We start from the raw sequence: 21264 nt of genomic DNA on the forward strand, positions 1-21264 counted from the left end.
GACGTGCATACGCCCCGCAGGGTGTACGTCTCAATCCAGCTTCAATACCTTGGCCAGCACGATCTTGGGGCCTCTCATCTTCTTGATGATGATGCGCAGGCCTTCGACTTCCATTTGCTCTTCTTCTTCCGGCACCCGCTTGAGGGTTTCGTAGATGAGGCCTGCCAGGGTTTCGGCTTCGATGTGGTCCAGGTCGATGCCCAGCAGGCGCTCGATCTTGAACAGCGGCGTATCGCCCCGCACCAGCAGCTTGCCCGGCTGATAGGCCAGAATGCCGCGCTCGACCTTGCGGTGCTCGTCCTGAATGTCGCCCACCAGCACTTCGAGCACGTCTTCCATGGTCAGGTAGCCGATGATCTTGCCGTCCGCTTCCTCGACCACCGCGAAGTGCGCGCCGCCCTTGCGAAACTGCTCCAGCAATTGCGACAGCGGCATGTGCCGGGAGACGCGCTCCAGCGGGCGGGTCAGCTCGGCCAGGTTGAACGACTCGGGAATATGGTCCAGCGCCGCCAGCTCAAGCAGCAGGTCCTTGATGTGCAACAGGCCCACGAACTCGCCACGCTCGGCGTCGTAAACCGGGTAGCGGCTGAATTTGTGACGGCGGAACAGCGCGAGGATTTCCTTGAGCGGTGCGTTGAAATCCAGTGTGACCATGTCTTCGCGGGAGTTGGCCCAGTCCACCACTTCCAGCTCGCCCATCTCCACGGCCGACGCCAATACGCGCATGCCCTGGTCGCTGGGGTCCTGACCACGGCTGGAGTGCAGAATCAGTTTCAGTTCGTCGCGGCTGTAGCTGTGTTCGTGATGCGGACCGGGTTCGCCCTGGCCTGCGATACGCAGGATCGCGTTTGCGCTGGCGTTGAGCAGGTAGATCGCCGGGTACATGAGCCAGTAGAACAGGTACAGCGGCGCAGCAGTCCACAGCGACAACAACTCCGGCTTGCGGATCGCCCAGGATTTGGGCGCCAGCTCGCCGATCACGATGTGCAGGTAGGAGATGATGAAGAAGGCGGTAAAGAACGACACACCCTTGATCAGCTCTGGCGTATCGACGCCCATGGCGGCGAGCAGCGGCTCCAGCAGATGGGCGAAAGCCGGTTCACCGACCCAGCCGAGGCCCAGGGAAGCCAGGGTGATACCCAGCTGGCAGGCCGACAGGTAGGCGTCGAGCTGGCCGTGTACCTTGCGCAGGATGTGCCCACGCCAGCCGTTCTTGTCGGCAATGGCCTCGACCCGCGTCGAGCGCAGTTTGACCATGGCGAATTCTGCCGCAACGAAGAAACCGTTGAGCAGGACCAGGAACAGAGCAAAAAGAATCATGCCGAAGTCGGCGAAGAGTGAAGACAGATTAAAACTAGGGGAAGGGTCCATGGTGGGGTTTTACGGGGTCCGTTCTAACAAAAAGGGGTGTGATACTGCGCCGAAAATGCGCCATGAACCCGGCAATGTAGCGGCTGTGTGAGCGATTGCCTAGTAGTCTGATTCGTCGCCCTCGGGTTTGCACATCTGGCTGGTGGCAAAATGGCAGGTGAAAACGCTGCCCTTGCCTGTCACGCTGTTGATCTCAAGGGTGCCGCGATGGCGCAGCAGGACGTGCTTGACGATCGCAAGCCCCAGCCCCGTGCCGCCGGTATTGGAGGCGCGGCTGGTATCGACACGGTAGAAACGCTCGGTCAGGCGCGGCAGGTGTTTGGTCTCGATGCCGATCCCTGAATCCTGCACACTCAGGTGCGCACCACGCTCGTCCGCCCACCAGCGAATCCGAATGGTGCCTTCGGCTGGCGTGTATTTGACCGCGTTGAACACCAGGTTGGAAAACGCGCTGCGCAGCTCGGTTTCACTGCCCTTGAGGCACATCTCGCTTTCGATACTGAGGTTGATCTGCTGGTTCTTGTTGCCCGACAAGGCCTTGGCGTCGGCCTTGATGGTTTTGAGCAGGCTGCTGACGACCACCGGGTTGTTGTCCGACGGGTAATCAGTGGCTTCGAGTTTGGCCAGCAATAGCAGGTCGTTGAGCAGCGTCTGCATGCGCCCGCCCTGTTGATGCATCTGTTGCAGCGCCCGCACCCAGCGCGGGTTCACGTCGTCCACGTTGTCGAGCAGGGTTTCCAGATAGCCGAAGATCACCGTCAGCGGCGTGCGCAGCTCATGGGAGACGTTGGCGACGAAGTCCTTGCGCATCTGCTCCAACTGATGGATGCGCGTCACGTCGCGCACCAGCATCAGGTGCTCATTATTGCCGTAACGGGTGATCAGCAACTGAATGCGCAGGTGATCGTTGGTGGGCGAGGGGATCTCCAGCGGCTCGGCGTAATTGCCCAGCGCGAAGTACTCCTTGAAGCGCGGGTGACGCACCAGGTTGGTCACCGGCTGGCCGCTGTCCTGCGGCGTCTTGAGCCCCAGCAGGGTTTCGGAAGCACGGTTCCACCACTCCAGATTGCCCTCGCTGTCGAGCATGATCACCGCATCCTTGAGGGCAGCGGTGGATTCCTGGACGCGGTCGATTACGGCCTGCAGACGTCCCCGGACACGTTGGTCGCGGCGTTGCAGGTGGTAGATGCTGTCGAAGACTTCGCCCCACAGGCCGTAGCCATCGGGTGGCGGCTCGTCGGCCTTGTGGCTGCTCAGCCACTCATGCAGGCGCAGCAGTTGTTTGAGGGTCCATGCCAGGTAAAGGCCCAGCCCGATGGACAGGCTCCAGCCGTATTGTCCGCTGATCAGGCCGACCAGCAGGCAGGCAGTGACCAGCAGCAACATGTGGCGTATCAGGGTGCCATGCCAATTTTGGTTCAATTAAGGGTACATCCTTGTCTGGTGCACGCTGGCCGGTGCCCTGTGTCTGCGAAACGGCTATCAGCTTTTGGTGGAAAAGCGATAGCCCGTGCCGCGCACGGTTTGTACCAGATTTTCATAAGCATCACCCAAGGCTTTGCGCAGACGACGAATGTGAACATCCACGGTGCGTTCTTCGACATAGACGTTGCCGCCCCAGACCTGGTCCAGCAACTGCCCACGGGTGTAGGCACGCTCCTGGTGGGTCATGAAGAACTGCAAAAGGCGGTATTCGGTCGGGCCCATTTCTGCCGGTTTGCCGTCGATGGTCACGCGGTGGCTGATCGGGTCGAGCAGCAGACCGCCCACTTCGATGGGCGCTTCGCCGTCAGTAGGGCCTGCGCGACGCAATACGGCCTTCAGGCGTGCCACCAGTTCGCGGGGTGAAAAAGGCTTGGTGATGTAGTCGTCAGCGCCCACTTCAAGGCCCTGGATCTTGTTGTCTTCCTCGCCCTTGGCCGTGAGCATGATGATCGGGATATCCCCGGTCAGCTCATCGCGCTTGAGACGACGTGCCAGCTCAATGCCGGAGGTGCCTGGCAGCATCCAGTCGAGCAGAATCAGGTCCGGCTTGCGATCAACGATGATCGCGTGGGCCTGCTGGGAGTTTTCGGCTTCAATACAGTCGTAGCCGGCCATTTCCAACGCAACGGCGATCATTTCGCGAATAGGCGCTTCGTCGTCAACGATCAGAATGCTTCTGCCAGCCATGCTTGAACCTCGTGTCATTTAACTGTCTTGGGGCGCATTAGATAACGGAATTATTGCAGTCGTGTGACAGGTTTGGATGAGGCTATCACGCATGCCCCTGGCCGACTAAGCTGGGTGGGCTGTCTTGAACTCATTTCAACGATAAAAAAGAGGATGTATCCGATGGCTAACGTCTCTACTGCACTCAAATGTCTACTGGCTGCCGCCGCCCTTGCATCGTCTGGACTGGCCTTCTCGGCCGAGCCTGCCATGACTCAGGAGGGCAAACTGGTCGATCACAAAGGCATGGCGCTGTACACGTACGACAAGGACGAGAAGGGCAAGTCGGCCTGTAATGATCAGTGCGCCGTCAACTGGCCGCCACTTGTTGCCGAGGCCGACAGCTCCGCCGAGGGCAAGTGGACGGTGATCACCCGTGACGACAAGACCCGTCAGTGGGCTTACGACGGCAATCCGCTCTACACCTTCAAACATGACACCAAGGCCGGTGAGGTCACTGGCGATGGTAAAGGCGGCGTCTGGCACATCGCCAAGCCCTGAGGCGTGATACCCAAGGGCGGTCAGCGCAGTGCGTAATCGGCGACGATCCCGAGGAATATCGCCAGTCCCGCCCAATGGTTATGCAAAAACGCCTTGAAGCACGCGTCCCGCTCGCGCAGGCGCGTGCTCCAGAACTCCCAGGCGAAGCAGCCTGCCGCCACGAGCAGGCCGACGTAAAAGCAGAGTCCCAGCTCAAACCGTGAACCTGCCAGCATCAGGCACCCCAACGCCAGGCCCTGCAGGGTCAGGATGATTACGCGGTCCGCGTCGCCGAACAGCACGGCGGTGGATTTCACGCCGATTTTCAGGTCGTCGTCGCGGTCCACCATGGCGTAATAGGTGTCGTAGCCCACAGTCCACAGCAGGTTGGCGATGTACAGCAGCCAGGCTGCGGCGGGCAGTTCGCCGGTTTCTGCAGTGAACGCCATCGGCATCCCCCACGAGAACGCCGCGCCCAGCACCACCTGCGGATAATAGGTGTAGCGCTTCATGAATGGGTAACAGGCCGCCAGCGCCAGACCGCCGAACGACAGCCAGATGGTGGCGGGGTTGGTGAACAGCACCAGGACAAAGCTCAGGCCCACCAGCACGGCGAACAGAATCAAGGCTTCACGGCCGCTGACTTTGCCGCTCACCAGCGGACGTTGCTCGGTGCGTTTCACATGGCCGTCTACCTTGCGGTCGGCGTAATCGTTGATCACGCAGCCTGCTGCGCGCATCAGGAACACGCCCACAACGAAGATCAGCACGTTCGCCAGTGACGGCGAACCCTTGCCGGCAATCCAGACCGCCCAGAGCGTCGGCCACAGCAGCAGGTAGATACCGATCGGCTTGTCGATCCGCGTCAGCTGGATGAAGTCCCAGACACGCGGATTCAGGCGATTCAATGATTTGAGCAGCGACAGGTACATCAGGCTTGTTCCTCGTTCTGAATCACGCTCAGGAAGGACGGCAGGAAGACTTCGGCCACCAGCACGCGCAGCGGGCCTCGGCTGAAGCATGAGCGACGAGCCCAGAGCCCTTGGGCAGCATCGGCGGATGGCAGCCAGGTTTCGGGATAGCGACAGACTTCAAGCGTGCCGCGGTCGAATGCCGGGTCGCTGAACAGCAACTCGCCCAGAGAGCGCGAGCCCAGCGCGTCCATCTGCAAACCGCCGTTGTGCAAGGCGCTGCGGGCCGCGACACTGCGAGCGAAGACCCAGCGGCTGCCATTGCCCAGCAAATACACTTCACGAACCCAGCCCTCGCTGTTCGAAGGCAGGGCCAGCGCCGCACATTCATCGTCGCGCAGCCGCTGCCAGCCTTCGAACAACGGCACCACACTGAAGCCCCCGTCGGAGAGGCGGTTCAACCGGCGGGTGAGAGAGTCCTGGTTGAACAGCCACTCGAGGATGAGCGGCTCTGGCGCATCCATCGACGGTGGGTGTTCACGCCAGACGGGCGTCGTAAGGGCGGGGTTTTGCTGGGTCACGGTAAGCAATGGTCGGCAGTCATTGAGGGCGCGAGCTTAGCATGATTGCCAGTGCCGACCGACGGTCCTTAAAACAGCCGGTTATGCGAACAGACTTGCATCCGGGCGTGTCGATCAGTACAACGCCCCTTCAAGCGGCGTACGACCGCTTTACCCCTATCAGCCTGATCAAGAAGAGAACCGATTCATGAAGAAGTGGCAATGCGTTGTCTGTGGCCTGATTTACAACGAAGCCGATGGTTGGCCGGATGACGGCATCGCGCCAGGCACGTTGTGGCAGGACGTACCCGAAGACTGGCTGTGCCCGGACTGCGGCGTCGGCAAGATGGACTTTGAAATGATCGAAATCGGTTGATCCACCAGACTCGGGAAACAGCAATGAGCGCACCTGTCATCATCATCGGTACCGGCCTTGCGGGTTACAACCTCGCTCGGGAGTTTCGCAAGCTGGACGGTGAAACACCGCTGCTGTTGATCACCGCCGATGACGGCCGGTCCTATTCCAAGCCCATGCTGTCTACCGGCTTTGGCAAGAACAAGGAAGCCGACGGTCTGAGCATGGCCGAGCCTGGCGCCATGGCCGACCAGCTCAAAGCCGAGGTGCGCACTCACACGCGCATCAGCGGCATCGATCCTGGCCACAAGCGTCTGTGGATCGGTGAAGAGGCGGTGTACTACCGCGATCTGGTACTGGCCTGGGGCGCCGAAACGATCCGCGTGCCGGTCGAAGGTGACGCGGGCGATGCCGTGTTCCCGATCAACGATTTACAGGATTACGCGCGCTTTCGAGCGGCCGCTGCGGGCAAACGCCGGGTGCTGATTCTGGGCGCGGGGCTGATTGGCTGTGAATTCGCCAACGACCTGATGCTGGGCGGCTACGAAGTCGAACTGGTTGCGCCGTGCGAACACGTGATGCCGACCCTGTTGCCTGCTGCCGCTGCGGCCGCTGTACAGGCGGGCCTTGAGGCGATGGGCGCGCGATTCCACCTCGGGCCGGTACTCACGCGTCTGCAACGCAGCGATGACGGCCTGAAGGCTCAGCTGTCCGACGGCCAGTTGATCGACTGCGACCTGGTGGTCTCTGCCATCGGCCTGCGTCCCCGTATCGATCTGGCTGCCGCCGCAGGTTTGCAGACCGGGCGTGGCATTCTGGTCGACCGCCAGTTGCAGACGTCACACGCCAATATTCATGCGTTGGGCGACTGTGCAGAAGTCGATGGACTGAACCTGTTGTACGTGATGCCGTTGATGAGTTGCGCACGCGCTTTGGCCCAGACCCTGGCGGGTACGCCGACGGCGGTGAAGTACGGTCCGATGCCGATAACGGTCAAGACCCCGGCTTGCCCGCTGGTCGTTTCCCCGCCACCACGCGGGACGGACGGCACGTGGAGCATTGAGGGTGAGGGTGCAGACATCAAGGCGCTGTGTCATGACGCTCAGGGGCGCGTTCTGGGTTACGCGCTGACCGGAACCGCCGTTATGGAAAAACTCGCCCTGAACAAGGTTTTACCTGCTTTATTGGCATAATTTCGCGTCATTTTGTCGGATAGACCACTTATTTGTGCCAATAAACGTGGCCCATGCACTGGCGCGGGTCACGTCGGCATGCCATCCTCGCTTTCGTCTGCCGCTACGTAGAGCCGTCGCGGCGCCTTGTCACTGCTTTTCATAAGCAGCACGGGACATAAAAACAAAAACCGTAAAAGAGGCTTCATATGCGTAAACCAGAACTTGCAGCCGCCATTGCTGAAAAGGCGGATCTGACCAAAGAGCAATCCAACCGTGTTCTCAACGCCATTCTTGAAGAAATCACCGGCGCACTGCATCGCAAGGACAGTGTCACCCTGGTTGGCTTCGGTACATTCCTGCAGCGCCATCGTGGAGCCCGCACCGGCAAGAACCCGCAAACGGGTGAACCGGTGAAAATCAAGGCAAGCAACACCGTTGCCTTCAAACCAGGCAAGGCACTCAAAGACAGCGTCAACCCTTGACACCGGCCGGGCGCCCTGGCGGAGGGCGATCGGTTCACTGACGGGCACACCGGTCTTACCGGGTGCCCGTTTTTCATGGGCGCTCGTCTGCAGGCGCTCAGTCACCGCCTTGCCTGTCAGCAGGATATTTCCTACTTAACAGCGTTTATTTGCCTGCCTGAAATGCAGTCCTTCCTGACTTCTTCTAGCTGCGTATTCCCCTAAAGTCCTGCTCCCGCTGGTCGTAGGTCACGCGGTGTTGAATATCAATTCTGGGAAGTCACGCATGAAAAAATTATGGAAGTCCGCTGCTGTCGCCACACTGATCGCCACGACCACTGGCTGCGTCAGCTACAACGTGAGTCAGCCGACTGCCCCCCTGGAAGGCTCGGTCAAAACCGATCTGAAGGCTGACGTCAAAGTCGGCGGCATCATCAGCGGTGAGTCCTCTACCAACATCCTGTTTAATTTCCTGAGCATCGGCGGCGATACGCAATTCGCAGACGGCGTGACGTATGGCGGTGCAAGCGGCGGTGGCGGTCTGGGCCTGGCTCTGCCGGACCCGGTTTCAACCACCAAGGCAGCAGCAGCCTACAAGGCCGTTAAATCCTCCGGTGCCGACCTGATCGTGGCGCCTCGCTACGAAGTCAGCGTCAAGGACTACTTCATCTTCAAGCAGGTGGGCGTGAAGGTCACCGGTAACAAAGGCAGCATCAACAGCATTCGTTGATGTGTTGTGGAGGCGCTGCTCGTAAAAAAGCAGCGCTTTCGATAAAAGTCATTTGCGTCGATCTCCGCCGAAAATCTGCATTGTCCTACAGGATTTGGCCAGATAACCCGCTACACTGCCATGCCGACCCTCACCATCGGCATTAACTATCGTTGAGGCAGTGCATGAAATTTCGTTTTCTTCTCTGGATGCTTGGCCTGCTGATGAGCCGCGCCAGTCGTAACAACCCCGCTTTCCAGCAGCAGCTGGCAGGCAAGGCGCTGACGTTTCAGCTGCAAACTGCAGACGGTAAGGTCGCCCGCCATTTCACCGTTCAGGATCAGCGCATCAGCAGCAAGAGCGGAGCGGTCGCCGAGCCTGCCTTTGCCATCTCGTTCCGCGATGCTGCCTTCGGGTTCGCCACGATGCAGGCTAAAAACAAGCAGCTGGCATTCATGAAAGGTATTCAGGACAAGGACATTCAGATCAAGGGCAACCCGGCCCATGTGATCTGGTTCCAAGGCCTGACCAAGTACCTGAAACCCAAAAAGAAGAAAGTCACCTGATCAAGGCAACTGCAATCCACCGGCCGCCTTGTGCAGGGCGCGAAGGTGCTCACCGACCTGCTTGAGGTTGGCTTCGTTCGCTGCGATCTCTTGGGCGCGAGCGGGCTCCAGCAGTGCACGCACCTCCTTGTCGAGATCGCCGGTCAGGCGTTTCAACTGCTTCTGCCGCTGGCTGCTTTCGCTTTCAAGCTGCTGCCACTCGGCAGCTTGTGGAAGGCCATAACCCCGGCTGCCGAGCAACTCCGCAGGACGGCTCAGAAACCCGCTGCTGGCGAGCAGTTCCTGCAAGGTTCCGGTCGCTTTTGAGACGCGACCGTCTTTCTGTTCGCGAGCCCCCAGATAGCTTTGCTTCACTTCGTCCTGCGCCAATAGCAGTTGCCGACGCAAGCTCGCCTGCTCCAGCAGCAGGATGGCGGCGCTGGTGGGCAGATCGGCCTTGTCGAACCACTGGCGGCGCTCGGCAGCGGGCAGGCTCATCCAGGCTTCAACGTCATTCTGTTTGACCGGCAGATGCTTCTTCAGCACCTCGAACATGGCCTGATAACGGTCTCGATAGGAATCGAACCGGTAGCCCAGGCGCAACGCTTCTTTCGGGTCATCCAGCACGCTGGTGTCGGCCAGGCCGCGCCCCTTGAGTACTTCCAGCAGGCCATTGGGCAGGATGCTGTCCAGACCGATCAGCTTGGGATTATGCGTGCCGCTGCGCAACAGTTTGAGGTTCTCGACCGCGCAGTTGTTGGACAGGAAATAGTAGTTGCCGTCGTAGCTCCAGTGCATCTCGGCGGCGTGCTGGACCAGCCCCTCGATTTCGGGGCGCGACAGTGTGATGGGTACGGAGGCCAGGCTACGCAGCTCGGTCTTGGTGTATTCGTCTATCACCTGAGCCAGTGGCAGCACGAACAGCCGTGAAGGGTAAGCGCCCATCAGCCCGTCCCAGCTGGACAATTGAACATCGCCAACGAAAGCCCGGTAAGACAGGACCAGATGCTGATCCAGGTCCAGTCGACAATCCGATCCGCGTGGGCGGCCCGGCTTGCAGATCACCAGTCGTAACATGCTGTGGCCCCAGCGACTGACCCAATTCTGGTTGGCCTCGGCCAGCAGGTAATCGACGGCGTATACCCGTTCCGGGTCCAGCTTGCCCAGCGGTTCTCGTCCGAAGTCGCTGCCTGCATTCAGGTAAGGATAAAACGTAGGGCACGTGTCGCGCGCAGCAGGCGCCCAGCCAAAGCGCTCTTTGTAGTAGGCATACAGCGCGGGGCGGCGACAGGCATACGCGGGGTCGAGCAGGAAATACTCCATGTTGACAGCCACGAACTCGAGCGGGCTTGTGGTCTCGTAAATGTCGGGGCTGCGGGCAACCTGACCGTTGTGCTGCTCCCGCTCGCCGCGCCGACCGACGTACTGTTGCCAGCCCGCCAGATCGAGTAACCGGGGGTCATCGCTCAGGGTGAAGCGTCGTTCGGCCTGGCCGCGGCAATCGTCCGGCAGACCGATATTGCCCAGCGAACTGTTGCGTCGCGAACAGCGGATGAGGGTGGCACGCTCGGTTTCAGACCACAGGCGCGCCCTGTCATAGATGTGCGTCAGCTCATGCAGCACCGTGGCAAGCATTTCGCGGCGCACCGTGCTATGAGGTCGACCGGTCTGTGTAGTGGCTGCAGAGCCATCGACCAGTCCTGCCAGCAGGCGAGTGTTGAGGTATAGCTGATAAGGCCCGGCCGCCTGGCCGTAGGCATTTTGTGGCATGTCGCTGGACCAGCTCACATCGACGCGGCGATCCAGCGACTCGACGAAGCTGGGCGGCAGGGCGCGCATGGCTTCATCAAGCAGCGCCTGACTGGCTTGTTGTTGAGCAGCATCGAGGCCGTCGGTGTGCAGCTCAAGCTTCAGGCTGGCTGAAGCGTAAGTCCCGACCAGCGACAATGCGCCGGCAAGCAGCCAGACGCCAAGGCGCCTCACAATGCGAGGATTGCTTCGGCCAGCGTCTGGTCGCTGGCGTCGCGCGCTTCTGGCACGCGGGCACGCAGCGTATCGAAAGCGGCGTCGAGTTGAGCGCCGTGAATGTCGCCGTTGCTGGCAACGTAGCTGGCCGCGTCGTCCTTGGCCTGAATCACGACCTTGGAGTCGCGGATCGACGTGGTGGTGTCGGAGGTGAAGTCGATGGTGCGACCGAAGGCTCGAACAATGATATTGCTCGTGGCCACGACCGTCTGGGCCTGGGCAAAGTCGGCCATCAACAGCAGGCCAAGGGAAACAGCAATCAGCGGCGTACGCATGTCAGTAACGTCTCCAGTTACGCAGAGGGGGCAAAGTGGTTATTGGACGAGGATTGCCTGCGCCAGTTCAAGGTCGCTGGCATGAAGTTTCGTATCGGATTGACGCAGCGTGCGCAGGGCCGATTCGAGCCGGGCGCCACGGATCTGTCCGCCGCTGGCGATGAACGCCGCCGCATCGTCCTGAGCCGCCATGACCCGCTTGTTATCAAAGGGTGAACTGCTGACCTGACTGGTGGCAAACCCGGTCTTGACCAGGCCTTGCGTGGTTGAGTCGAATGCCTGGGCAGCACCGACCCAGATCAGGCTGGCAAAAACGACGATCGGAAGAGAGTGCAATGAACGCATGGCTTTCACGTACCGGCAAAACAGGCGTCAAGGCTAGCGCAATGCTCTAGCCTGAGCTACCCCGGCAGCCCGCAGGCCGCCGCAGATATTCTTCAGATGGCCAGGATGGCTTGTGCCAGCTGGGTATCGGTGGCGTTCAGTTGCGGCAGCTGCTGGCGAATGTGCTGGAGCGCGCCTTCGAGTTGCGCACCGCGGATATCGCCGGCACTGGCTACAAAACTTGCGGCATCGTCACGGGCTGCGCGCACGATCTTGTCGTCCTTGAAGGAAGACGAAATATCGGACGTTGCATCTGTCGAGGCGGCTACAGCGCCCACGACGGTATCGGTGGTCACGATGAAGCTGGAAGCTTGGGCGCTGGTGGCAACGGCGGTCAGCAGGACGGCAGCGCCAAGGGTACGTAGCAGGGACATGGTCGGTTTCCGTAAGTGTAATAAAGGCAGGCGTTGTGTGAGATGAAGACCGCGTGCGCTGGGTGTGGCGTCAAGCCTATCCCAGCGCTGCTCGGCTTGTCATTGCAGCACAGTGCCAGATCGCCGTACGGCTGTTACGAAATAGTAACTGTACTGGCCTTGTCCTGTAACATTTTAAACTGTACCTGATCGGCGCGAGAAACCGGATGTGTCTAAACGACAAAACCCGAATCAGTCTCCTGAAACGGGTCTTGTATGAAGCAATTCGGGTTGCTGGCGGGAGACTTTAACAGTCTGGGACCAGCGGGCGCTCAATTAGCGCCAGAACGGCTTGCTCAGCTCTTCGTAACGCTGTGCTTCGCTGATACCTGCGTCGGCCAGCAAACGTGCGTCCAGACGAGCCAGTTGATGGCGGCTGGAGAGGCGACGCTGCCAGAGCATCAGGTTGGCGAACATGCGCAGAGGCAGGGAGCCTTGTGCAGAAGTGGCGGTGCTTTCGCTGAACAGATCGGAACTGATTGTACGTTCCATGGTGTGACTTCCTTCCGCTTGTGGCGGGATAGTGAGTTGCTTGACTGGTGCCCATTCTCCTCTCGATTGGCCAGCCTCCATAGACACAGTTCATCCGTATTGTGAGGGTTCAGTTAACTGTTTATAGGTACTGTTTTGTTCATTATTGGGGCAACTGTACCGGTCTGCCCATTTATGGTGCATTTTGGTGTGCGCGGGTCTGGATTAAACGGTTTCAGACCTGTTTTAGACCGGTACAGCAGTACAGTTTTTTTCAGTACAGCCCATTGGGGACAGACGGTTAGCAAAAAAATCAGTTGTTCACTTCCAACTGTCTCGTTCAGCCCGGCAACATGCGGCCTGTTTCTTCCACATTAATATGCCAACTTAGTGCGTCGCGCAGAATGTGAGGTGTATGCCCACCGCGCTCGCACGCCGCGTTGAAATAGGCATTGAGCGCGTCCCGGTAACTTGGGTGAACACAGTTGTCGATGATCACGCGAGCGCGTTCACGCGGCGCGAGGCCACGCAGGTCTGCCAGGCCCTGCTCGGTGACAAGGATGTCGACGTCATGCTCGGTGTGATCTACGTGGCTCACCATCGGCACCACGCTTGAGATCGAACCGCCCTTGGCAATCGATTTGGTCACAAAGATCGCCAGATGTGCGTTGCGTGAGAAGTCGCCCGAGCCGCCAATGCCGTTCATCATTCGCGTGCCGCACACGTGGGTGGAGTTCACATTGCCGTATAGGTCGAATTCCAGCGCAGTGTTGATCCCGATGATGCCCAGACGGCGGATGACTTCCGGGTGGTTGGAGATTTCCTGCGGACGGAGCACCAGCCTGGACTTGTAGCGATTGAAATCGGCAAACACCTGTGCGTGCCTGGATGCGGAAAGCGTCATGGAGCTGCCCGAGGCAAAGCTCAGCTTGCCTGCGTCAAACAGGTCGAAGGTAGAGTCCTGCAGCACCTCTGAATACATGGTCATGTCATGGAAGGGCGAATCCAGCAGACCATGCATTACGGCGTTGGCAATGGTGCCGATGCCTGCCTGCAGCGGCATCAAGGTGTTGGTCAGGCGATCTTCGCGCACTTCCTTCTTGAAGAACTCCACCAGGTGCTGGGCGATGGCCTGGGTTTCTACATCCGGCGGCAGCACTGTGGACGGCGAATCAGGCTGATTGCTGAAGACGATGCCGACGATTTTTGCCGGATCAATCCTGACCGCATGGCTGCCAATCCGCGAATCGGCTTCCAGCACCGGTATTGGCAGACGCGTGGGGCGATAGCTCGGAATGTAGATGTCATGCAGCCCTTCCAGCTCCAGTGGCTGGGCCAGGTTGATCTCCACGATCACCTGCTTTGCAAGAATGGCAAAGCTTGCGGAGTTGCCCACGGAGGTGCTCAACACCAGATGGCCTTCCTCAGTGATGGCAACGCACTCGATGACGGCCAGGTCTACGGCCTTGATCTGGCGATTGCGCAATTGCTCAACGGTATCTGACAAGTGCTGGTCGATGAACATGACGGTGCCGTCGTTGATGGCGCGGCGCAGCGTGCTGTCTACCTGAAAGGGCATACGCCGGGAAAGTACGCCGGATTCGGTCAACTGTTTGTCCAGATCGTTGCCCAGGCTGGCGCCGGTCATCAGGCTGATTTTCAGTGGTGAGGTCTTGGCGCGTTCAGCCAGTGCATGGGGCACGGCCTTGGCTTCACCTGCGCGGGTGAAGCCGCTCATGCCGACGGTCATGCCATCTTCGATCAGGGCGGCGGCGTCAGTTGCGCTCATTACCTTGCTCATCAGGGAGGGCAGGCGGATACGGTCACGGTGCATGGATTCTTTCTCGAAGGTTGAGGCGAACGACAAGTCTAGAGAGTCGGGCTTTTTTCGTCCCGCTACCATGGTCGCATTTGAGGGCTCTAATTAGCGGGTCTCAGCGCAAAACACTGTTACGCGAAATGCAAAAAGCCCCGGTCGCAGAGCGAGCCGGGGCTATGCCTGAGCAGGTTGAGGCTATGCGTTATCGACGGCCTTCACCATGTCCTCGATCACCTTTTTGGCGTCTCCGAACACCATCATGGTCTTGTCCAGATAAAACAGTTCGTTGTCCAGGCCGGCGTAGCCGCTGGCCATCGAGCGCTTGTTAACGATGATGGTCTTGGCCTTGAACGCTTCAAGAATCGGCATGCCGGCAATCGGCGATTTCGGATCGTTCTTGGCAGCCGGGTTGACCACGTCATTGGCGCCCAGCACCAGCACCACGTCTGCCTGACCGAACTCGGAGTTGATGTCGTCCATCTCGAACACCTGGTCGTAAGGCACTTCTGCTTCGGCCAGCAGCACGTTCATATGGCCGGGCATGCGTCCTGCGACCGGGTGTATCGCGTACTTCACTGTGACGCCGTGATGCACCAGCTTTTCGGTCAGTTCCTTGAGCGCATGCTGCGCACGCGCCACCGCCAGACCGTAGCCTGGCACGATGATCACCGTGTCGGCGTTGGTCAGCAGGAAGGTGGCGTCGTCCGCCGAGCCGGACTTCACCGGGCGTGCTTCCTTGGCACCCGTCGGGCCGGCGGTATCCGTCGCGCCGCCGAAGCCGCCACCGATCACATTGAAGAACGAGCGGTTCATGGCCTTGCACATGATGTACGACAGAATCGCGCCGGAAGAGCCCACCAGCGAGCCTGCAATGATCAGCATCGAGTTGTTCAACGAAAAGCCGATACCCGCTGCCGCCCAGCCTGAATAGCTGTTGAGCATCGAGACCACGACGGGCATGTCGGCGCCGCCGATCGGGATGATCAGCAGAACGCCGATCACGAACGCCAGAGCAAGCATGATGGCGAACGCCGTGAGGCTGCCGGTGAACATGAACGTCAGACCGAAGAACAGCGTGGCCAGACCCAGAATCAGGTTCAGTTTGTGCTGCCCGGCGAACTGTACCGGTGCGCCCTGGAACAGGCGGAATTTGTACTTGCCCGAGAGCTTGCCGAACGCAATGACGGAGCCGGAGAAGGTGATTGCACCAATCGCCGCGCCCAGGAACAGTTCCAGGCGATTGCCGGTCGGGATAGCGTCACCCAGGTTGCGAACGATGCCCAGCGACTGAGGTTCGACCACCGCTGCAATGGCGATGAAGACCGCAGCCAGGCCGATCATGCTGTGCATGAAGGCCACCAGCTCGGGCATCTTGGTCATTTCGACGCGCTTGGCCATGATCGAACCGGCCGTGCCGCCGACCAGCAGGCCGACCACGATGTAGCCAATGCCTGCACTGGTGCCTTCAGCCGTCGACAGAGCGGCGAGCTTGAACACCAGGCCGATCGTGGTGATGACGGCGAGCCCCATGCCCAGCATGCCAAACAGGTTGCCACGGCGTGAAGTGGTGGGATGAGACAGGCCCTTGAGCGCCTGAATAAAGCAGATCGACGCGATCAGGTACAGCAGGGTAACCAGGTTCATGCTCATGGCTTCTGCACCTCGTCTTTCACTTTAGGTGCCTTTTTCTTGAACATTTCCAGCATGCGCCGAGTGACCAGAAAACCACCGAATACGTTTACCGCAGCCAGGGCGACAGCCAGCGTACCCATGGTCTTGCCCAGCGGTGTGACCGTGAGCGCGGCAGCGAGCATTGCGCCAACGATCACGATGGCAGAGATGGCATTGGTCACGGCCATCAACGGCGTGTGCAGCGCAGGCGTCACGTTCCAGACCACGTGGTAGCCGACGTAAATAGCCAGCACGAAAATGATCAGGTTGTAGATGCCAGGGGAGATCAGCTCTTCCATTGGGGTGTCCTCAGCCGTTCTTGCGGATGACTTGGCCGTCGCGGCACATCAGGCACGCGGCGACGATGTCGTCTTCGAGGTTGATCGACAATGCGCCGTTTTTGTCGAACAGCAGCTTCATGAAGTCCAGCAGGTTGCGTGCATAGAGCGCCGAGGCATCGGCGGCTACCAGCGCAGGCAGGTTGGTGTGACCCACGATGGTCACGCCATGCTCGATCGTGACCTGATCCGCAACGGTGAGCGGGCAGTTGCCGCCTTGTGCGGCCGCCAGGTCGATAACCACGGAGCCGGGCTTCATCTGTGCCACGGTGTCGGCGCTGAGCAATACCGGTGCCTTGCGGCCCGGAATCAGCGCCGTGGTGATCACGATGTCCGAAAGCCTGGCGCGCTCGTGCACGGCGGCAGCCTGACGCTGCATCCAGCTGGCGGGCATGGGGCGTGCGTAACCTCCGACACCTTCGGCGCACTCGCGCTCTTCATCGGTCTCGTAAGGAACGTCGATGAACTTCGCGCCCAGCGACTCGATCTGCTCCTTTACAGCAGGGCGCACGTCCGAGGCCTCGACCACTGCGCCCAGACGCTTGGCGGTGGCAATGGCCTGAAGACCGGCAACGCCTGCGCCGAGGATCAGCACGCGTGCAGCCTTTACGGTACCCGCAGCTGTCATGAGCATCGGCATGAAGCGCGGATAGTGGTGCGCTGCAAGCAGAACCGCCTTGTAACCGGCAATGTTGGCTTGCGAAGACAGCACATCAAGGCTTTGCGCGCGAGAAGTCCGGGGCGCGGCTTCGAGTGCAAAGGCGGTGACACCGCGCTCGGCCATCCGAGCGATGTTCTGGTTGTCGAAGGGGTTGAGCATCCCGATCACGATCGTGCCGCTCTTTATAAGCGCGAGCTCGTTTTCGTTCGCAGCCACGACCTTGAGGAGCAGTTCGCTGGCGAAGGTATCGTCGGCTCCACCAATGGTGGCACCTGCGGCCTCATAGGCACTGTCCGGCACGCCGGCATGAATGCCCGCTCCGCGTTGCACAGTGACGCTATGTCCTTGGCTGATCAGCTTCTTGATGGTTTCCGGGGTGGCAGCCACCCGGGTTTCACCTGACTGGGTTTCGAGGGGAACACCAATGTGCACGACAAAATCTCCTGCGCGATCTTTTTATCTTCATAAATAGGCCAGCGCACTACGGCTGGTGCGTCTGGGATGGCCGATCAGCAAGCCCCTGATTGCAGGGAGCGCCGCATTTTGCAGGCGAAGTCGAAGGGCTTCAACACATTCTGTAACGAGACTATAAATTAACTACAAGTCATCCTGTGACCTATTGTCGCAAGGGTTCCCGATAAGCCTTTATTTACGGGGCTTTTACGAAAATATTGGTGTCGATCAGGTGAAATCGATCATTTCCGTTTACGAATGATCGGGAGAGCAAAAGACGGAATAACCCCAGTAAACAAAGGCCTTAAGGCCATGTTGAGCGTTATCGTACGACTGTTGCAAAAGCGACATAAGCTTATATCTGTAGGTTGATGGCGCTATGTACTACTTTTGCGCGTCAAGCCTCAAGCCCGCTCGGATGGCAGCGTGTAGCCATTTGCCTGGTCGATGAGCCAGTCGCGAAAAGCACGTAAGGACGCCGATTCGACTTTTCGCTCTGGGATCATGAGGTGATAAGCCTTGTTACTGGGTAACGAACGAGGGTTGGCGATCACCAGGCGTTTTTCATGCAATTCGCGCTGTATAAGGAAGGGCGGGATCAGCGCGATGCCCATGTCATGCAGGGCCGCTTGCGCGAGCATGGAGAACAGTTCGTAACGAGGGCCTGTCATGTCGCGGGCCACATTGAGGTTCTGGGCATTGAACCACTGCCGCCAGGCGTAGGGGCGAGTGCTCTGCTGGAGCAGCGGCACCTCGGCCAGTTCGCTTGCTTCCAGGTGCTCTCGGCCTCGCATGAATGATGGGCTGCAGACCGGCATGGAGTTCTCGCTCATCAGCCGATGGGCCTCGGTGCCTGACCACTCGGCATCGCCAAAATAGATCGCGGCATCGAACTCGGTATCGGCAAACAGGAAGGGGCGTGTGCGGTTGGTCAGGTTGACCGTCACTTCGGGGTGTTTGAGCTGGAAGTCCTTGAGGCGAGGCAGCAACCATTGCGTGCCGAACGTAGGCACGACCGCCAACTCAATGACGTTAGTGCCTTGCTGGCCCATGATCGATAGTGTGTCGCGCTCCACGGCATCGAGCTGCATGGCGACACGGCGGCTGTAGGAAAGCCCTGCTTCTGTCAGCTTTACACCGCGCCGCGAGCGTCGGAAAAGCTCAATGCCGAGGTACTCCTCCAGACCTGCGATTTGTCGGCACACAGCACCCTGGGTCAGCGACAACTCCTGAGCGGCCTTGGTGAAGCTCTCGTGACGGGCGGCCGACTCGAAGCTGATCAGTGCGGTCGTGCTGGGTATCTTGCGTCTCATGTACCGAGGCCTCACTGATTGTCCGCAATTGCTGGCGTTCATAAGATTTCGAAGTGAGAAATTAGCACAACAGGTTGAGGAATCCTCGTTTGTCGGTGCGCTGATACGCGTCTAGGATCAACCGACAACATTCAGATGCACGTGAGGACACGTTATGAGCGGCAAGGCGAGTTTCAACTGGATCGACCCTCTTTTGCTGGATCAACAGCTCACTGAGGAAGAGCGCATGGTTCGTGACAGTGCCGAGCAGTTCGCTCAAAGCAAGCTTGCTCCGCGTGTGCTGGAAGCCTTTCGTCACGAGCAGACCGACCCGGCCATTTTTCGCGAGATGGGTGAAATGGGTCTGCTGGGCGCAACCATTCCGGAAGAGTTCGGCGGTAGCGGGCTTAACTACGTGTGCTACGGCCTGATTGCCCGTGAGGTAGAACGTGTCGACTCAGGCTACCGTTCGATGATGAGCGTGCAATCCTCACTGGTCATGGTGCCTATCAACGAATTCGGCACCCAGGCGCAGAAAGAAAAATACCTGCCCAAACTGGCTTCGGGGGAGTGGATTGGCTGCTTCGGCCTGACCGAGCCCAACCATGGATCCGACCCTGGCGCGATGATCACCCGTGCCCGACGCGTGGAGGGTGGCTATCGCCTGACCGGCAGCAAGATGTGGATTACCAATAGCCCGATTGCCGATGTGTTCGTGGTGTGGGCAAAAGATGATGCGGGGGACATTCGCGGCTTTGTTCTGGAGAAGGGCTGGGCTGGCTTGAGTGCTCCTGTGATTCACGGAAAGGTCGGGCTGCGGGCGTCCATCACCGGTGAGATCGTCATGGACAATGTATTTGTGCCTGAAGAGAACATCTTCCCGGACGTACGCGGGCTAAAAGGGCCGTTCACGTGTCTGAACTCTGCACGCTACGGCATTTCCTGGGGGGCGCTGGGGGCTGCGGAGTTCTGCTGGCACACGGCGCGTCAGTACACGCTTGATCGTCAGCAGTTTGGTCGGCCTCTGGCTGCCAACCAGTTGATTCAGAAAAAGCTGGCTGACATGCAGACTGAAATCACCCTGGCGCTGCAAGGTTGTCTGCGTCTGGGGCGAATGAAAGACGAAGGTACGGCGGCTGTCGAAATCACCTCGATCATGAAGCGCAACTCCTGTGGCAAGTCTCTGGATATCGCACGTATGGCGCGCGACATGCTCGGCGGTAATGGCATCTCCGACGAATTCGGTATTGCCCGCCACCTGGTCAACCTGGAAGTGGTGAATACCTATGAAGGGACGCATGACGTGCATGCGTTGATTCTGGGGCGCGCGCAGACCGGCATTCAGGCCTTCTATTAAGGAGGGTTGAGCATGGGTGCGCTTTCTCACGTTCGGGTGCTCGATCTGTCGCGGGTGCTGGCCGGCCCTTGGGCGGGGCAGATCCTTGCCGATCTCGGAGCTGATGTCATTAAGGTCGAGCGCCCTGTATGTGGTGACGACACGCGTTCGTGGGGGCCACCATTTCTGCAGGACGCGGCTGGGCAGAATACGACCGAAGCGGCTTACTACCTGTCTGCCAATCGTAACAAGCAGTCGGTGACCATCGATTTCACGCGTCCCGAGGGGCAGAGGCTGGTGCGAGAGCTGGCCGCGAAGTCCGACATCGTGATCGAGAACTTCAAAGTAGGCGGCCTGGCGGCGTATGGCCTGGACTATGAGTCGCTGAAGGCGGTCAATCCAAAGCTCATCTACTGCTCTATTACCGGGTTCGGGCAAACCGGGCCTTATGCAAAGCGTGCCGGCTACGATTTCATGATCCAGGGGTTGGGCGGTTTGATGAGCCTGACCGGGCGTCCCGATGGCGATGAAGGCGCAGGGCCTGTGAAGGTCGGTGTTGCTTTGACAGACATACTCACCGGACTGTATTCGACTACTGCCATTCTTGCGGCGCTGGCCCACCGTGATCAGAGTGGCGTGGGGCAGTACATCGATATGGCGTTGCTGGACGTGCAGGTCGCCTGTCTGGCCAACCAGGCGATGAATTACCTGACCACGGGTGTATCGCCCAGGCGGCTGGGTAACGCTCATCCCAATATCGTGCCGTATCAGGACTTTCCTACTGCGGATGGGGATTTCATCCTCACCGTGGGTAACGACAGCCAGTTCCGAAAGTTTGCCGAGGTGGCAGGGCAGTCACAGTGGGCGACGGACCCGCGCTTCCTTACTAATAAGCTGCGCGTGGCCAATCGTGCCGAACTGATTCCGTTGATTCGTCAGGCAACAGTGTTCAAGAAGACGGGGCAGTGGGTGGATGCGCTGGAAGCGGCGGGCGTGCCATGTGGGCCGGTCAACGACCTGGCTCAGGTGTTCGCCGATCCGCAGGTGCTGGCTCGCGGGTTGGCTATTGAGCTGCCTCATGCGCTCGGTGGGCGCGTGGCGCAGGTGGCCAGCCCAATCCGATTGTCCGAGACGCCCGTGGAGTACACGCGTGCGCCGCCGTTATTGGGCGAGCACACGTCGCAGGTCCTGCAGGCGCTTCTCGGGATGAGCGCAGATGAGGTGGTCGCACTGCGTAGTGCGGGCGTGGTCTAGCTATCGGGGTGTGGCTATATAGGAAGGCGCGGCTCTGATGCTTCTCTCTTCTATATAGGTAAACGGGGCGAATGGACTTATTTCATCTGATTTG

At 59.5% G+C, this 21264-nt stretch carries 23 protein-coding genes; 8 read left to right on the forward strand and 15 right to left on the reverse strand.

Features of this window, described 5'->3' with window-relative positions:
* Positions 1-30 precede the first annotated feature (30 nt).
* The 3 genes from H8S56_RS23915 to phoB form a co-directional block, all read right to left on the reverse strand.
* Entirely contained in the window at positions 31-1371 is a 1341-nt protein-coding gene (locus tag H8S56_RS23915; RefSeq protein WP_024689128.1) for a hemolysin family protein, read from the reverse strand.
* Between the two features lie 99 nt (positions 1372-1470).
* Complete coding sequence (phoR, locus tag H8S56_RS23920; RefSeq protein WP_024689127.1) at positions 1471-2793, reverse strand: phosphate regulon sensor histidine kinase PhoR; 1323 nt, start codon at positions 2791-2793, stop codon at positions 1471-1473.
* A gap of 60 nt (positions 2794-2853) precedes the next feature.
* Positions 2854-3543 (reverse strand): phosphate regulon transcriptional regulator PhoB, encoded by a 690-nt coding sequence (phoB, locus tag H8S56_RS23925; protein ID WP_002555882.1) that lies wholly within the window; start codon positions 3541-3543, stop codon positions 2854-2856.
* Between the two features lie 162 nt (positions 3544-3705).
* On the opposite strand from phoB, the gene H8S56_RS23930 reads away from it, so the two are divergent.
* Positions 3706-4083 carry a COG4315 family predicted lipoprotein gene (locus tag H8S56_RS23930; RefSeq protein ID WP_024689126.1) on the forward strand — a complete coding sequence of 126 codons (378 nt, stop codon included), beginning with the start codon at positions 3706-3708 and terminating at the stop codon, positions 4081-4083.
* A gap of 20 nt (positions 4084-4103) precedes the next feature.
* Here H8S56_RS23930 and ubiA read toward each other — a convergent pair whose 3' ends face one another.
* Complete coding sequence (gene ubiA / locus H8S56_RS23935; protein ID WP_024689125.1) at positions 4104-4994, reverse strand: 4-hydroxybenzoate octaprenyltransferase; 891 nt, start codon at positions 4992-4994, stop codon at positions 4104-4106.
* On the reverse strand, positions 4994-5554 hold the full coding sequence (locus H8S56_RS23940) for a chorismate--pyruvate lyase family protein (protein ID WP_187519970.1): 561 nt from the start codon (positions 5552-5554) through the stop codon (positions 4994-4996). The genes ubiA and H8S56_RS23940 overlap by 1 nt, the downstream gene beginning before the upstream one ends.
* Before the next feature lie 187 nt (positions 5555-5741).
* On the opposite strand from H8S56_RS23940, the gene H8S56_RS23945 reads away from it, so the two are divergent.
* The 5 genes from H8S56_RS23945 to H8S56_RS23965 all read left to right on the forward strand — a co-directional run bounded on the left by H8S56_RS23945 (position 5742) and on the right by H8S56_RS23965 (position 8799).
* On the forward strand, positions 5742-5909 hold the full coding sequence (locus tag H8S56_RS23945) for a rubredoxin (protein WP_032856748.1): 168 nt from the start codon (positions 5742-5744) through the stop codon (positions 5907-5909).
* Between the two features lie 23 nt (positions 5910-5932).
* Positions 5933-7081, forward strand: a complete 1149-nt coding sequence (locus H8S56_RS23950; RefSeq protein WP_187519963.1) for an NAD(P)/FAD-dependent oxidoreductase — start codon at positions 5933-5935, stop codon at positions 7079-7081.
* A 188-nt stretch (positions 7082-7269) separates the two neighbouring features.
* Complete coding sequence (locus tag H8S56_RS23955) at positions 7270-7545, forward strand: HU family DNA-binding protein (protein ID WP_024689121.1); 276 nt, start codon at positions 7270-7272, stop codon at positions 7543-7545.
* Between the two features lie 265 nt (positions 7546-7810).
* The gene (locus tag H8S56_RS23960) at positions 7811-8254 is read left to right on the forward strand and encodes a hypothetical protein (RefSeq protein WP_024689120.1); all 444 of its coding nucleotides are present in this window, start codon (positions 7811-7813) and stop codon (positions 8252-8254) included.
* 164 nt (positions 8255-8418) lie between these two features.
* Positions 8419-8799, forward strand: coding sequence for an SCP2 sterol-binding domain-containing protein (locus H8S56_RS23965; RefSeq protein WP_024689119.1), 381 nt, complete (start codon positions 8419-8421; stop codon positions 8797-8799).
* On the opposite strand, the gene H8S56_RS23970 is transcribed toward H8S56_RS23965, so the two are convergent.
* From H8S56_RS23970 to H8S56_RS24015, 10 genes are all read right to left on the reverse strand, one after another.
* Entirely contained in the window at positions 8800-10761 is a 1962-nt protein-coding gene (locus H8S56_RS23970; protein ID WP_187519964.1) for a DUF7844 domain-containing protein, read from the reverse strand.
* A complete protein-coding gene (locus H8S56_RS23975; protein WP_024689117.1) occupies positions 10758-11078 on the reverse strand; it encodes a DUF2388 domain-containing protein in 321 nt (106 codons plus the stop codon). The genes H8S56_RS23970 and H8S56_RS23975 overlap by 4 nt, the downstream gene beginning before the upstream one ends.
* Positions 11079-11117: 39 nt before the next feature.
* Positions 11118-11423 (reverse strand): DUF2388 domain-containing protein, encoded by a 306-nt coding sequence (locus H8S56_RS23980; protein WP_024689116.1) that lies wholly within the window; start codon positions 11421-11423, stop codon positions 11118-11120.
* 92 nt (positions 11424-11515) lie between these two features.
* On the reverse strand, positions 11516-11836 hold the full coding sequence (locus H8S56_RS23985) for a DUF2388 domain-containing protein (protein ID WP_187519965.1): 321 nt from the start codon (positions 11834-11836) through the stop codon (positions 11516-11518).
* A gap of 315 nt (positions 11837-12151) precedes the next feature.
* On the reverse strand, positions 12152-12367 hold the full coding sequence (locus H8S56_RS23990) for a DUF1127 domain-containing protein (RefSeq protein WP_024689114.1): 216 nt from the start codon (positions 12365-12367) through the stop codon (positions 12152-12154).
* Between the two features lie 319 nt (positions 12368-12686).
* Entirely contained in the window at positions 12687-14180 is a 1494-nt protein-coding gene (locus H8S56_RS23995; RefSeq protein ID WP_187519966.1) for an acetyl-CoA hydrolase/transferase family protein, read from the reverse strand.
* 180 nt (positions 14181-14360) lie between these two features.
* Positions 14361-15815 (reverse strand): NAD(P)(+) transhydrogenase (Re/Si-specific) subunit beta, encoded by a 1455-nt coding sequence (locus H8S56_RS24000; protein WP_187519967.1) that lies wholly within the window; start codon positions 15813-15815, stop codon positions 14361-14363.
* A complete protein-coding gene (locus H8S56_RS24005; protein WP_024689111.1) occupies positions 15812-16135 on the reverse strand; it encodes an NAD(P) transhydrogenase subunit alpha in 324 nt (107 codons plus the stop codon). The genes H8S56_RS24000 and H8S56_RS24005 overlap by 4 nt, the downstream gene beginning before the upstream one ends.
* A 10-nt stretch (positions 16136-16145) precedes the next feature.
* On the reverse strand, positions 16146-17267 hold the full coding sequence (locus H8S56_RS24010; protein ID WP_187519968.1) for a Re/Si-specific NAD(P)(+) transhydrogenase subunit alpha: 1122 nt from the start codon (positions 17265-17267) through the stop codon (positions 16146-16148).
* A gap of 425 nt (positions 17268-17692) precedes the next feature.
* The gene (locus H8S56_RS24015) at positions 17693-18601 is read right to left on the reverse strand and encodes a LysR family transcriptional regulator (protein WP_024689109.1); all 909 of its coding nucleotides are present in this window, start codon (positions 18599-18601) and stop codon (positions 17693-17695) included.
* 154 nt (positions 18602-18755) lie between these two features.
* Between H8S56_RS24015 and H8S56_RS24020 the strand changes: the two genes are divergently transcribed.
* Together H8S56_RS24020 and H8S56_RS24025 are read left to right on the forward strand one after the other, a co-directional pair.
* Entirely contained in the window at positions 18756-19937 is a 1182-nt protein-coding gene (locus H8S56_RS24020; RefSeq protein ID WP_024689108.1) for an acyl-CoA dehydrogenase, read from the forward strand.
* A 12-nt stretch (positions 19938-19949) separates the two neighbouring features.
* Positions 19950-21170: a CaiB/BaiF CoA transferase family protein gene (locus H8S56_RS24025; protein WP_187519969.1), complete on the forward strand. Its 1221-nt coding sequence runs from the start codon at positions 19950-19952 to the stop codon at positions 21168-21170.
* Positions 21171-21264 lie beyond the last annotated feature (94 nt).

The sequence above is a fragment of the Pseudomonas triticifolii genome (assembly GCF_014358015.1).
GTDB lineage: Bacteria > Pseudomonadota > Gammaproteobacteria > Pseudomonadales > Pseudomonadaceae > Aquipseudomonas > Aquipseudomonas triticifolii.